Consider the following 13,969-nt stretch of genomic DNA (forward strand, 5'->3'; position numbering starts at 1 on the left):
GGAAAGCCCGGGCGATTGTTGGTAAGACAGAATGCATCAGACCGCTTCGTCATGGGACGGTTTTTCCCACAGATTGATACCGCCTTCGACGGCGTAGCGATCGATTTCCGCCAGTTCTTCCGCCGTGAAATACAGGTTCTTGAGCGCCGCGACATTTTCCTCCACCTGTCTGGCAGAGCTCGCGCCGATCAGCGCCGAGGTGACGCGGTTGTCACGCAGGACCCAGGCGATGGCGAGCTGCGCCAGCGACTGCCCTCGGTTTCTGGCAATTTCATTGAGAGCACGGGCGCGTTCGATATTCTCCTGCTTCAGATGCTCCGGCCGCAGGAAATCCCCGCCTGGACGGTTGACGCGCGCATCCTGCGGCACGCCATCAAGATATTTGTTGGTCAGCAGTCCCTGCGCCAGCGGTGTGAAGGCGATTACCCCTGCACCGACCTCGTCAGTCGCGTCCAGAAGGTCCTTTTCGACCCAGCGGTTGAAGAGATTATAGGCAGGCTGGTTGATAAGGAGCGGCACGCCGCGCTCTTTCAGCAGGGCCGCAATTTCACGCGTCTTCACGCCGGAATAGGACGACACGCCGACATAAAGCGCCTTGCCCTGACGAACGGCCTGCGCCAGCGCATCGGCAGTTTCTTCGAGCGGCGTTTCCGCATCGAAACGATGCGAGTAAAAAATATCAACATAGTCCAGCCCCAGCCGGGTCAGGCTCTGGTCGAGGCTCGAAAGCAGCGCCTTTTTTGAGCCGCCGCCACGTCCGTAGGGACCGGGCCACATATCCCAGCCGGCCTTGGTGGAGATGATCAACTCATCACGATATCCAGCAAAATCCTGTTTCAGTATATGGCCAAAATTCACCTCCGCGCTGCCGGCGGGCGGGCCGTAATTATTGGCGAGGTCGAAATGGGTGATGCCGAGATCGAAAGCCTTGAAAAGAATGGAGCGTTGCGTTTCGAGCGGTGTCGTATCGCCGAAATTGTGCCAGAGGCCGAAGGAAATCGCCGGCAGTTTCAGGCCGCTGCGCCCGACACGGCGAAAGGTGGCGTCTTCATAGCGGTTGGGATCTGGATGATACGTCATGGTCGCTGTTTCCTGGTGGCGTTGAATGATCGTCCGGCGATCGGTGATCGCCGGTTCGGATGGGGATTTGTGATCTTGAAACCGGACCCTAGATGGCCCCGTGACGCGGCGGCAGCACACCGTTCAGATAGAAGTTGCCGATATGGTGATATTTCCAGCGGACGGGATCATGCAGCGAATGCGTTCGGGCATTGCGCCAGTAACGGTCGAGCCCATAGCTTTCCAGCGTGGAACGCGCGCCGCCGAGTTCAATGAGCTTCGTGGACACAAGTTGAGCGGCTTCGGTGCCAAGCGACTTGACCTCCGCCACCGCGATGGAAGCCGCCGCCACCGTTTTTTCGTCGGGTGCCGCACTCGCACTGTCGAGGATGCGGCCGGCTCTTGCGAGAAGCGCGTCGGCCGCATGCACGCGGATGGAAACGTCGCCAACGGCATGGATGGTATGCGGGTCTTCATAACCGTGCTCGATGCTCAGCTCGAAAAACGGCCGGGCATGGGCTCGAACATAGGAGATCGTCTCCGCGAGAGCGCCTCGGGCAATACCGACCTGAACGGCGGCATGAATGATCTGCGCGAAAGGCCCCATGGGTGTCGGCCGCTCGAAGACGACATCGTGATCCACGATCTGAAAGGGCGTGATTTCAACCTCATCGAAGGTGACTGTGCCGCTGCCTGTCGTGCGCTGGCCAAAGGACGTCCAGTCGTCAACAAGGGAAAGACCTGCCGTTGCGCGGTCGATAAAGACGATGTTCACCCGCCCATCCGGCCCCTTGGCGACGACAACGATGATATGGGCAAACAGAGAACCGGTGGAATAGAACTTCTGTCCGTTCAGCAGCAGCCTGCCGTCCCGCTCGGCGAAGTGCGTCTTGTAGTCGACCGGGGTTTTCGTGCCGATTTCGGTAAAAGCATTGCCCAGCCGGTCTCCGTCGAGAATGCGCTCAAAATAATGCCGCTTCTGTTCTTCGCTGCCCGCAAGCCGCAACGCTTCGACCATGTAGAAGTGGTTTTGCGGAATTTGCCCGATGCTGCCATCGGCGGCGGAAATGATCGCGGTCACTTCCGCCAGCGTTACGGCCGAAACGCCGGCACCGCCATAGTCCTTCGGCACGGTAATGGCCCACAACCCGCTTTGCGAGAAACGCTCGATTTCGGCGAGCGGCAAACGCCGCTCCCTGTCGCGTTCCGCCGCCCCGGCAGCAAAACCGCGCGCAAGCTCCTGCGCAACGGCAATCGCTTCCGCATCGTCCTTTATGATGTGGGCCTTCGTCCGGCGCGGCGGGATATGCGGCGCAGGTTTACCCGAGGTCAACGCGGCCTCGCGATGCAGCTTCCGGTCAGTCGTTGTCATGGAAACGGCCTCAATTCCAGGCATGGCGCGGGGGATGCGCGCCGTTCAGATAATAATTTCCGACATGGAAATATTTCCACCGCACCGGATCGTGCAGCGTGTGGACGCGGGCGTTTCGCCAGTGCCGGTCCAGCCCGTGCTCGGCAAGCGTCGAGCGGGTGCCGGCAAGTTCGAACAGCTTGTTGGTTGCGAGAATGGCGATTTCGGTGGTCAGAACCTTCGATTCCCCGGTCCTGATCGTCGCTTCCGAAACGGTTTCCAGCGTCGTGTTCCGCTTTGCAGCGTCAATGCTGTGACCGGCGATTTCCAAGAGCGCCTCGGCTGCATGCAGACGGATCTTCAGGTCACCAATGGCGGCAATGGTGAAGAGATCTTCGCCAGCCGTCTGCTTGCCGCTGTCGAGCCATGGACGGCTGTGCTTGCCGATGAAGGCGATGGTGTCGTCGATCGTGCCGCGCGCGATGCCCACGTCGATTGCCGACTGGATGATCTGCGAGACCGGGCCGCCGATGGTGGGATGATCGAAGGACGTGACCTTCACCGCCCTCTCGCTGGGAACACGGACATTTTCGATCTTCACCGATCCCGATGCCGTGGTACGCTGACCGAAGCTCGACCAGTTGTTGGTCACTGTCAGGCCCGGAGCGTCACGGTCGGCGAAAACGAGATATCCCTGCCCCGTCTCGTCAAGCGCGACAATCGGCACGATATGCGCGAGAAGCGCACCGGTCGTATAAAATTTCTCGCCATTGACGACGACGCTGTCGCCGTCATGAACCACTTTCGTCTCGAAATCGGCGACGGTCTTGCTTTTCAGTTCGGAAAAGGCGTTGCCGTAACGAATACCCTGAAGCGCCCAGCCGAAAAACAGCTTCTTCTGGTCTTCCGTGCCATCAAGTTCGACGGTGGCGACGATTGCCAGATGGTTCTGGGTGATCTGGGCAATCGCGGGATCGGCCGCCGCAATCGTTGCAATGACCCTGGCGAGCGTGGCGTAAGAGACTTCCGGCCCACCATAGGCCTTGGGAACGTTGATGCTCCAGAGACCGCTCTGGGAATATTCATCGAGCTCGTCGATGGGCAACAGGCCTTCGCGATCGCGCAGCGCCGCACCGACCCTGAATTTTTCCGCCAGCCGCTGCGCGATTTCTATCGCTTCCGCATCCGACGAGACGATATGCGCCGGCTTCGCCGGACGCGGACGCGGCGCAATCGGGTCCGCCGAATTGACGCGGGGATGAACACTATAGTCGATCTTGGTCTCGGAAATCGTGCCCATGGGACGCCTCGCAAACACGGTGAATGATGGCGTGAGCATCGCATAAGGCGCAGCACTGAACAGTAATTCTATGTTTTTTATGCTATAAAAAAGGGAAGGTTTTTCTCTGTAATTGGGAAAAAATAAAAGATGTAAGGAGCAGCACGCCATCCGTGGAGAGTGAAATATCTACCCCGAGACCGCCTGTGACGGCGCCAGCCGAGGGTTCGCCCCTATCGACAAAAGACTGCGCGCTATCTCCTGCGCCACAAACACCGCATGTTCCGTGACCTGCGGCAGACCCATCAATTCTCCGAAGGTTCCGCGCGCCAGCGGACCGCCGATCAGCAATGTTTCGATTGCGTGACCCTGTTGGTCGATGGCGCGCGATTGCTCATCGCAACGGATTCCCAACCCCGTGGGGCAGAGGGTCAGAAGTCCCTCCTGCTCCAGACCGACAAGAAAGACCTGCGATTTCAATATTCCGCCGTGGGCGGGACCAGTCGTGACAATGACCGCATCGACGTCAATCGGCGTGACATCCTTTTCACCACGATATCTGAGATCGATATGCAACGACCCGCTTTGGCCAAGCCGTGCGGAAACAAGCGAACCGGCGACGATCTGCAACTGGCCGGCAATGACAGCCGTATCCAGCAACGCCTCCACCTGCGGCGCAATCCTGAAGCGATGCGCATCCCAGAAGGGGCGCAGCCAACGCACGACCCTGCGCCGTTCCTGGAGGGGAAGATTTCGCCATATATCGCGCCCCTGCAGGCGGACGGCATCCAGAACGCCATGCCAGCTCGCACCGCTGGCCTGCACCGCTCGCAAAGCCACACGAATCCGCCGCAATAACTCAGATGCGCCTCTCGACGGCGGATCGATGAAATCCCCATAGGGCTCCTGCGGCACGGCAGGATGGCCGCGCGACCGCAAGCCCCGGCGCGACAGTGAAACGACCTGTCCGTGGTGGCCGCGCCGCTTCAGCGCAGCAAACGCATCGGCCGCCGTCAGACCATTGCCAACAATCAGAACGCGATCACCCGCTGCGATAGTATCCAGTGCAGCGTCCGCATTCACATCAGCGACCAGCTTCGGATGGCCGGCAAGCGGCTCCAGCACCCGCGGAAGGGCCGGTGGCGGATGGCTTGTCGCCACCACCACGATATCGGCGACGTGACTGTCGCCATCTGCGGTTTGGAGTTGCCAGCCTTCACCGTGACGGGCCACATGCTCCACGCGGCCGCGCCTATGTTCGATGATGCCCGCCTCCAGCAAGGGAGCGATCTCGGCGGCGACATAGGCACCGAAGACACGGCGCTGGGGATAGGCCTGGCCATCCGGCAGAACCGCAGCCGCATCACCCGCCAGCCCGTTGGTTTTCTCGATGTAACGGACAAAACTATCGGGATCATCGGGATAGAGTGTCATGCGCCCGGCCGGCACATTGATCCGGTTGGCAGGTTCCGGCGTGGAATAGGCAAGCCCCGAGCCGAGCGTCTCCCTCGGTTCAAAGACGACGATCCGTATCCCTTCCTGCCCTTCAATGGCGCGATGCAGATGAACGGCAAGCGCCGCCCCGCTAAATCCGCCACCGATAATGGCGACAATGGCATTCTTTCCGTTTACTGACATTTCAACTCGTGCAATCCCATCGGCACCCTTGCCTACGGAAAAAATCTACAACATTTGTCGATTTAGTAGCCTGCTGAAGTTCCAATTTTGGCGCACAGCGCGGAAAATTCATCCGCCGCACCTGTCATAAGGCGCCGGTTTCATCCCGGCACCGATCCCCTCTTCCGGGAGGGGCCGGGATGAGGCTGCTGCCTGTCCCAGCCCACGCGCAATTTTATTCCTCTGGTTAGTCTATAAAGAACATCAAGAAACTATCACCCACCTGCTGCACTCTTTATTCTCGGCTGCGACACATCCGGGAGTTCAGTATGAGCAAGACCATCCGCTTCAATGCCTTCGACATGAATTGTGTAGGGCATCAGTCGCCAGGCCTTTGGGCCCATCCGCGCGACAAGTCCTGGAAATACAAGGATCTCGATTATTGGCAGGATCTGGCCCGCACGCTGGAGCGCGGCGTGTTCGACGGCATCTTCATCGCCGATGTCATCGGCTACTACGACGTCTATAAGGGGTCGAACTATCACGCCCTTCATCAGGCCGCGCAGATACCGGTCAACGATCCGCTGCAGCTTGCCGCCCCGATTGCGCTGGCGACGGAACATCTGGGTATCGGCATTACCGCCTCCACCTCATTCGAGCATCCCTACACATTTGCGCGCCGGCTTTCGACCGCCGACCACCACAGCAAAGGCCGGATCGGCTGGAATATCGTGACCTCCTATCTGGAAAGCGGGGCGAAGAATATCGGCCAGGTTGGCCTTCGCCGTCACGACAACCGCTATGAAGTGGCCGCCGAATATATCGAAGTGCTCTACAAGCTTTTCGAGGGAAGCTGGGAAGAAGGCGCGGTGCTGCGTGACCGTGACCGGCGCATATTCACCGATCCCGCCAAGGTCCACGAGATCGGTCACAAGGGCAAATATTTCGAGGTGCCCGGCTATCATCTGAGCGAACCCTCGCCGCAACGCACCCCCGTTCTTTATCAGGCGGGCGCGTCAGGCCCCGGCAAGGCCTTTGCCGCCGAACACGCGGAATGCATCTTCGTGGCCGCCCCGACCCGATCGGTTCTCAAGCAGCATGTCGCGGAAACCCGTCGCCGCGTGGCCGAAGCCGGGCGTGACCCCAAGAAGGTCTATATCTACACGCTGGTCACCATCATCACCGACGAGACGGATGAAAAGGCGCAGAAGAAGTTCGAAGAATACCGCGATTATGTCTCCTATGACGGCTCTCTGGTCTTCATGTCCGGCTGGAGTGGCATCGATTTCGGCCAATATGCGCCAACGGACCAGGTGCGGAAGGTCGAGACCAATGCAATCCATTCCTTCGTCGAACACATCGCCGGCGGCGACAAGTCCTGGACAATCGACGAACTGGCGAAATTCGGCGGCATCGGCGGGATGGGACCGGTCTTCGTCGGTTCCCCTTCGCGCATTGCCGATATCCTGCAGGAATGGGTGGATGACACGGACGTCGACGGCTTCAACCTCGCCTATGCGGTGACACCCGACAGTTTCGAGGATGTGGTCGGTTATATCGTCCCTGAACTCCAGAAACGCGGTGTTTATCCCACGGCATACAAGCCGGGCACACTACGGGAAAAGCTTTTCGGCGATGGCGACTATCTGGCGACCAACCATCCGGCCAACCGCTATCGCGACATTGAAGCAATCAAGCGGGAAGAGGCGGAGGCGGCCGGCGCGATACCAAAGACTGCCGCGGTCTGAAGAGGCCTGCCATCCGGGCCGTCTCGCGCCTGTGATCTAAAAACTTCTTCCCCGCGCCGCCCCTTACGGGGCGGTTCATGCATATGCGGTCGCCTTCCGATTGGCGAAGCCGATGGCGAGTACAAGGAAGATCAGCAGTCCCGTACCGACCTGCTGCCAGTAGAAATTCAGGCCCGACAGCAAAAGACCATTGGCGACGATGCTGAGCAGCAGAACACCGAGAACAGTGCCGGGCACGTTCGGCCGTCCCCTTGGATCAAGCGTTGTGCCGATGAAGGTTGCGCCGATCGCGTTCAGCAGGAATGCGTTGCCGGATGACGGGATGTAGACGGTCACCGTCGAGGTAACAATGAGCCCTGCAATGGCGGTGACGGACGCCGCCAGAACATAGACCGCCGCCACATGACCGGAAAGCCGGATGCCCGAATAACGGACGACACTGGCCTGGATTCCGGAGGACACGACGACGCGGCCAAAGCGCGTGCCGGAGAGGATGATCCAGGCAGCGATGACCACGGCGAACGCGACAATCAAGGAAACGGAAACACCGAACAGGTTGCCATGACCGAGGAACCGAAAGGCTTCGGGCACGCCGGCGGGAGGCAGATAGACGGGATTACCGCCATTGGTCAGCAATTGCTGGATGCTGCGGCCGACGAACAGGGTGCCGAGCGTGGCGAGGAAAGGCGAAATGCCGATGCCCGCAATGAGAATGGCGTTAAAAATGCCGACCAGCGCACCGGCCGCAAGCCCCGCCAGCACAGCAATTGCCACTGGCTGCCCCGCAAGAACCAGCGACACGAATGCGAAACTCGCGAAATCGATCGCGGCGCCGACGGAAAGATCGATGCCGCCGGAGGCCACGACAAAAGTCATGGCGATGGAGACGATTGCCAGCAGCACGAAATTATTGACCAGCACGCTGATGAGGTTGGTCGTCGTCAGAAATCCGGGCGCAAGACTCGCGAACAGGCCAAAAACGATTAACAGAGCCGACGGTAGCGCAAAGCGCGCGACCGTTCGCACGGCAGAGATGAACACAGCTTTATTGCCCGGGGCGATGGCAGCAGACGACATATTAGCGGTTCTCCCGACGCAAAAGGGTCGTGGCGGACACGACGAGCAGGATCAGGAGACCCTGAACGCCGCTCACCAGCGTGCTGGAAATGTTGAGAAGCTGAAAACCGTTGACGAGGAAACCGACGAAAAGAGCCGACAGCAGCGTGCCGGTCACCGTCGGCACCAGACGACGTGAAAAGACGGAGCCGAGAAGCGCAGTGACCACCACGGGCAGGAGCATTTCACCGGAGCCGGTGGTGCTGCCGCTAAGGTAGGACACGGACAATATGCCAGCGAAACCGCCGAACAGACCGCTCGTCACGAATGCGCCAGCCACGAAGGATTTTACCGGCAGCCCGGCAGCCCGCGCCGCCTCGGGAAATTCGCCCACGGCATAAAGCCGCAATCCGAGGGGTGTATATTGCACCACCGCTGCCACGAGCCCGGCAAAAAGAATGAGGACATAGGCCAGCACCGGTATTCCGGCAGCACCCGTGGCGGAAAGGGCCGACAGGAATTCGGTGGAGGCCGGGATGACGGTATTCTGCGTCAGAACCAGTTCGAGCCCGGCCACGACATTCATCACCGCCAGCGTCGCCAGAAGCGGTACGATGCCGACGACCGTGACGGCGAGCGCGTTCACGGCACCGATTGCGGCCCCCGTCGCAAGCGCTCCGACAGCGGCTGCGGCATCACCATATCCGGCCTGCGTCAGCGTAGCGTAAACCGCCGCGCTCAATCCCATATTCGCTGCCAGCGACAGATCGATGCCCCCCGTGACCACGTTGGAACCGCCGGCAATGATCACGATCGTCAGCCCGATGGCGAGAACGCCGCCAATGGCCGATTGCGCCAGCACGTTGCCGATATTGCCCACCGACAGGAAAAACGGGGCCGCAAGCGAAAAGAAGGCAAAAACCGCAACAAAAACCGCAAGCGCGCCGCCGCGCAGGGCAAAGGTCGCAAGCCTGCGACGGATATTGCCTTCGCGCGAAAACCGGACGGGCGCCTGCTGCGGGAAATTCAGATCGTGAGGCGCGGTGGACGCGGCGTCAGCGACTGTGAGTATGGGCGTCCGAAGCACCTGTGACCTCCGATAGAATTTGTTCCTGCCGCGTGTCTTTCGAAATGAACTCGCGTGTGATCCGTCCGCGGAAAAAGACCAGAACCCGGTCCGTTATGCCCAGAAGCTCCTCGATATCGGAGGACAGGACGATGACGCCGGCGCCACGCGCCGCGAGTTCGCCGATCAGCGTATAAATCTCGACCTTGGCGGCGATATCGACCCCGACTGACGGCTCATCGAGAAGATAGATTTCCGACTGACGGCTCAACCATTTGGCGATTGCGACCTTCTGCTGGTTGCCACCGGAGAGGGTTCTGACCAGCGCATCCGGACCTTCCGTTTTGATCTGCAGCCGCTTGATCAGATCTTCGGCCTGGCGCCGCTCCTCTGTCTTTTTAAGGAATCCAAGACGGGAAAAGCGGCCGAGACTGGCAAGGCTGGTGTTTTCAGCAACGGTGAGATCGAGCGCGACGCCGTCGCGACGACGATCCTCGGGAACGAGCGCCAGTCGTCGCGCCGCCGCATGTGCCGGGCTTGAAACTGTTGTCGTCTGGCCGCCGGCTTCAATTGTGCCTGATGATGGCGTCTCAAGTCCGAACAGGGTGCGGATGAGTTCTTTCGCGCCCGAGCCGACCAGTCCGGCGAGGCCAAGCACCTCGCCTTTCCTTAGCGTAAAGCCGACATCCGAATATTTATCGGCAAGCGTGAGAGCTTTCACCGACAGGAGGACCTCACCCGGAACAAGCCGGGGCTTGGGGTAAAGCTCGGCGATATCACGATTGACCATCAGCGCGCCGATTTCGGCGGCGGATGTCTCGGCGACAGGCAGGGTCGCGACATCGCGGCCGTTGCGCAGAACCGTCACCGTGTCGCAGATATCGACGATCTCACCCAGATAATGCGAGATATAGATCACGGTTATGCCGTCCTCCCGCAGCCGCCGGATCAGCGAGAACAGGAGCTCCGCCTCCCGCCGCACAAGCGCTGCGGTGGGTTCGTCGAACACCAGCACCTTGGGATTGTCGATGAGCGCGCGCGTGATCTGGATGATCTGTTTTTCCGCTGCCGAAAGATCGGAAATCAGCGCCGAATTCGGCAGGTGCAAACCGAAATAGCGCTCAAGCACCTCGGCGGCACGACGGCGCATCAGGGTGCGGTCAAGAAACGGCGTCCCTTTGATCCGCGGTTCACGCGCCAGAAAAAGCGCTTCGCCCACCGTGAATGTCGGCACCAGCAACCGGTCCTGATGGATGAAATGGATGCCGAGCTTTTCCACCAGATGCGGCGTCAACCGATTGTGGGACTTTCCATCGATCTCGATTGAACCGCCATCCGCCCCGTGCAAGCCGGCCAGCAACTTGATGAGGGTCGATTTACCGGCGCCATTCTGGCCGACGAGACCGTGAACGGTGCCGCGACGCACGGCAAGCGACGCACCGGACAGCGCCTGAGCACCGCCAAAGGATTTGGTAATATCGCGCAGACGAATGATGTCGTCCGTCTCGCGGGCCTCGACCGGATGCTCCGGATATGTTGCGACAGCCACGGCAAATTCTCCATGCACGACGACGGTTCAGATCATCCGAACCAGGACCTGAAGGCGCGAAGCGGCTGCATCGCGCCTTGCGGGTTCATACCTCAGCCGATGCCGAGCTTTTTGGAGACCTCGCCGACATTCCCCTTGTTGGCGATGAGCGCCGGTACATAGGTTTCGCGCGGTAGGGTTTCGCCGGCCAGATAACGGGCGACATTGCGGATGGCCGTTCTGCCGAGTTCGGCTGGCTGCTGGGCGACATCGGCCGCAGCGGGAGAGTTGGGATCGGCAACAAGCTGGAGAACCTCTGGGCTGCCATCAACACCATAGGTCTTGATTTCCGTGCGGCCCGCCGCGACCAGCGCCTGCGTTGCCCCGAGCTGCGGAATATCCCAGGCCGACCAGATCGCCTTGATCGAGCCCTTTTCCGGATATTTGCTCAGAATTGCGGTGATCTGCGTAAAGGCATCCTGCACCGTGTTCGGAATGACGTCGCGCAGTTCCGGCTGGATGATTTTCACCTTGGGGAAATATTTCGTGACGTTGACGAGCTGGTCATAACGGATGGCGCAGGGCGTCACCCCGTAAAAACCGTTGAACACGACGATATTGCCTTCGCCTCCGATGTCGGAAACAAGCTGCAGCGCCAGATCCTTGCCGATGCCCCAATTGTCCGATGTGGCATTGTTCAGCGAATTGGTCGAGCCGACATCGATGGTAAAGACGGGAATGCCCGCATCGCGCGCCTTTTTCAACCAGGGATCGATGACGCTCAAGGTGCCCAGAAGCTGCACGATCGCATCCGGTTTCTGGGCGATCAACGTCTGGAGCTGCGATACCAGCTTGCCGTCGTTGCGGCTGGCGTCAACCGCGATCGGCTCACCGCCAAGGCGTTTCACTTCCTCGATCTGGGCATTATAGGCCTGAAGATCGAAGAAATGATCCGTACCCGTGGCGCTGATGCCGATGCGCTTGCCCTTCAGGGAAAGCTCCTGCTCGGCGAAAGCCTGCGAACCGGAAACGGCCTGTGTGCCAATGGCCGCAGCGGTGACCGCCGCCAGTTTCAGGAGATTGCGGCGGTTAAACCCGGAGAAAATATCTTCTGTCATGTGCGTCCCCAAAATAGATATAATCCATAAATAAAATATGGAATATGGTGCCAACAGAGAGGATTTTCCAAATGCGGGCCGATGCGGAAAAATTTTAAGCCGGTGAGCAGGCTTGATTGGGTTCCGCCAATAAGCGGAACCGCAACTCATTTCATCGGGCTTTCACCTTTTGTCCCGCCGGCGTCAAGTTCGGAGAATGGTGGCAGTCGCTGTTCGAGAAAAAGCAATGGCCTCTTCTCGTTACCCAATCCGAGACCTACAGGCCCGTGATGGTGGGGCTGCAATATTTCTTCCAGCTCAATACGCCCTGGGGTGAGGTCATGGCCTATCGCACCATCATCACCCTGCCGGTGCTGATCTTCTATCTCTGCCCGCAGAGGCTGTTCATCTCCAGTATCGCCGCGAGCGGGATAAAGGGATAAGGCCTCGGCATGAATTCACAATTTCTTGCGGTTGCACTTCGGAGCAATATCGCCTTGTTTGTAGACTCGAAATCTTCATGGGGAGAGAAACGATGTCGATAAAAACAACAATGCGCGCCACTCTGCTGGTCGGATCGCTTTTGATTGGCGCCAATTCGGCACTTGCAGAAACAGTTCTGCACCGCGGCAATGCCGGCGAACCGCAGACGCTTGATCAGGCACAGACCTCGATCAACATCGAAGAATTTATCCTGAAAGACCTTTATGAAGGTCTGACCATTTACGATGCGGCCGGCAAGATCGTGCCCGGCACGGCGGAAAGCTGGACGCTGTCTGACGATGGCACCGTCTACACGTTCAAACTGCGTGCGGATGCGAAATGGTCGGACGGTACGCCGGTAACGGCGGGAGATTTTGTTTTCTCCTACCAGCGCGTCGAAGATCCGAAGACCGCAGCGAAATATGCCAATATTCTTTACCCGATCAAAAACGCTGAAAAGATCAACAAGGGCGAAACGCCGGTTGACCAGCTTGGCGTCAAGGCGGTGGATGACAAGACCCTTGAGATCACACTCGAGCGCCCGACACCGTTCATCCTTGAGCTCCTCGCGCACCAGACGGCTCTGCCGATCTCGAAGGCGAGCTACGAAAAGAACGGCGCCAACTTCGTAAAGCCCGGCGTCATGGTCTCGAACGGTGCCTACAAGCTCGAAACGCATGTTCCCAATGACAGCTTGACGGTGGTCAAGAATACCAATTTCTGGGACGCCTCGAACACCAAGATCGACAAGGTCATCTTTTATCCGATCGACGACCAGGCCGCATCGGTTCGCCGTTTCGAAGCCAAGGAAATGGACCTCGCCTACAATTTTTCCGCGGACCAGATCGACCGGCTGCGCACGTCCTATGGCGAGCAGGTTCACGTTTCGCCGACGCTTGCGACCTACTACTACACCTTCGATACACGCGAGGCGCCTTATGATGACGTGCGTGTCCGCCAGGCGCTCTCCATGGCGGTAGACCGCGATTTCCTCGCCAAGGAAATCTATAGCGGCTCCCAGATTCCGGCCTACTCCATGGTTCCCCCGGGCATGGATTCCTACGGAGAGCCGGCAAAGGCCGATTTTGCCACACTATCGCAGCTTGATCGCGAAGACGAAGCCCTCAAGCTCATGAAGGAAGCGGGTTACGGTGAAGGCGGCAAGCCGCTTTCCATCGAAATCCGTTACAACACCAACCCGAACCATGAGCGCGTCGCGACGGCCATCGCGGACATGTGGAAGAACACCTTCGGCGCAAAGGTGTCACTGGTGAATCTCGACGTCGCCTCGCATTACGGCTACCTTCAGGAAGGCGGTAAGTTCAACGTGGCGCGTGCCGGCTGGGTTGCCGACTATGCGGATGCGGAAAACTTCCTCGCCCTTTCGGTATCCTCCAACAAGACCTTCAACTATTCCAAGTTCAACAATGCGGAATATGATGCGCTGATGCAGAAGTCCTATGACGAGAAGGACCCTGCGGCCCGTTCCAAGCTGCTGCATGAGGCGGAAACCATCCTCATGAAGGAACAGCCGGTTGCCCCGCTGCTGACGCAGGCCGATCTCTGGCTGGTTTCAAACCGCGTCAAGGGCTGGGTCGACAATGCTGCCAACGAACACCTCAGCCGCTTCCTGAGCGTTTCCGAATAAGCAGCGCTGGCACGGTGGCCAACACCACCGTGCCATG

The 13,969-nt window shown here is 59.2% G+C and carries 11 protein-coding genes; 3 read left to right on the top strand and 8 right to left on the bottom strand.

Annotation, left to right across the window (positions count from 1 at the left end):
- Positions 1 to 36 precede the first annotated feature (36 nt).
- From mgrA to ACIQUH_RS12330, 4 genes are all read right to left on the bottom strand, one after another.
- On the bottom strand, positions 37 to 1,080 hold the full coding sequence (gene mgrA, locus ACIQUH_RS12315) for an L-glyceraldehyde 3-phosphate reductase (protein ID WP_400815297.1): 1,044 nt from the start codon (positions 1,078 to 1,080) through the stop codon (positions 37 to 39).
- Positions 1,081 to 1,168: 88 nt separating this feature from the next.
- A complete protein-coding gene (locus tag ACIQUH_RS12320; protein ID WP_400815299.1) occupies positions 1,169 to 2,431 on the bottom strand; it encodes an SfnB family sulfur acquisition oxidoreductase in 1,263 nt (420 codons plus the stop codon).
- Between the two features lie 10 nt (positions 2,432 to 2,441).
- Complete coding sequence (locus ACIQUH_RS12325; protein ID WP_400815301.1) at positions 2,442 to 3,710, bottom strand: SfnB family sulfur acquisition oxidoreductase; 1,269 nt, start codon at positions 3,708 to 3,710, stop codon at positions 2,442 to 2,444.
- Between the two features lie 168 nt (positions 3,711 to 3,878).
- A complete protein-coding gene (locus ACIQUH_RS12330) occupies positions 3,879 to 5,327 on the bottom strand; it encodes an FAD/NAD(P)-binding protein (RefSeq protein ID WP_400815303.1) in 1,449 nt (482 codons plus the stop codon).
- A 308-nt stretch (positions 5,328 to 5,635) separates the two neighbouring features.
- Here ACIQUH_RS12330 and ACIQUH_RS12335 point away from each other — a divergent pair, with 308 nt between their 5' ends.
- On the top strand, positions 5,636 to 7,054 hold the full coding sequence (locus ACIQUH_RS12335; protein ID WP_400815305.1) for an LLM class flavin-dependent oxidoreductase: 1,419 nt from the start codon (positions 5,636 to 5,638) through the stop codon (positions 7,052 to 7,054).
- A gap of 75 nt (positions 7,055 to 7,129) precedes the next feature.
- Here the strand turns inward: ACIQUH_RS12335 and ACIQUH_RS12340 are convergent, their stop codons facing one another.
- From ACIQUH_RS12340 to ACIQUH_RS12355, 4 genes are all read right to left on the bottom strand, one after another.
- The gene (locus ACIQUH_RS12340; RefSeq protein ID WP_400815307.1) at positions 7,130 to 8,131 is read right to left on the bottom strand and encodes an ABC transporter permease; all 1,002 of its coding nucleotides are present in this window, start codon (positions 8,129 to 8,131) and stop codon (positions 7,130 to 7,132) included.
- Position 8,132: 1 nt separating this feature from the next.
- A complete protein-coding gene (locus ACIQUH_RS12345) occupies positions 8,133 to 9,140 on the bottom strand; it encodes an ABC transporter permease (protein WP_400815682.1) in 1,008 nt (335 codons plus the stop codon).
- A 25-nt stretch (positions 9,141 to 9,165) separates the two neighbouring features.
- Positions 9,166 to 10,725 (bottom strand): sugar ABC transporter ATP-binding protein, encoded by a 1,560-nt coding sequence (locus tag ACIQUH_RS12350; protein ID WP_400815310.1) that lies wholly within the window; start codon positions 10,723 to 10,725, stop codon positions 9,166 to 9,168.
- A 92-nt stretch (positions 10,726 to 10,817) separates the two neighbouring features.
- Positions 10,818 to 11,822 carry a sugar ABC transporter substrate-binding protein gene (locus ACIQUH_RS12355; protein WP_400815312.1) on the bottom strand — a complete coding sequence of 335 codons (1,005 nt, stop codon included), beginning with the start codon at positions 11,820 to 11,822 and terminating at the stop codon, positions 10,818 to 10,820.
- Between the two features lie 116 nt (positions 11,823 to 11,938).
- Here ACIQUH_RS12355 and ACIQUH_RS12360 point away from each other — a divergent pair, with 116 nt between their 5' ends.
- Positions 11,939 to 12,244, top strand: coding sequence for a hypothetical protein (locus ACIQUH_RS12360; protein WP_400815314.1), 306 nt, complete (start codon positions 11,939 to 11,941; stop codon positions 12,242 to 12,244).
- 92 nt (positions 12,245 to 12,336) lie between these two features.
- Positions 12,337 to 13,932, top strand: coding sequence for a peptide ABC transporter substrate-binding protein (locus ACIQUH_RS12365; RefSeq protein ID WP_400815316.1), 1,596 nt, complete (start codon positions 12,337 to 12,339; stop codon positions 13,930 to 13,932).
- Positions 13,933 to 13,969 lie beyond the last annotated feature (37 nt).

Source organism: Agrobacterium sp. NPDC090283 (genome assembly GCF_044769685.1).
Classification (GTDB): Bacteria; Pseudomonadota; Alphaproteobacteria; order Rhizobiales; family Rhizobiaceae; genus Agrobacterium.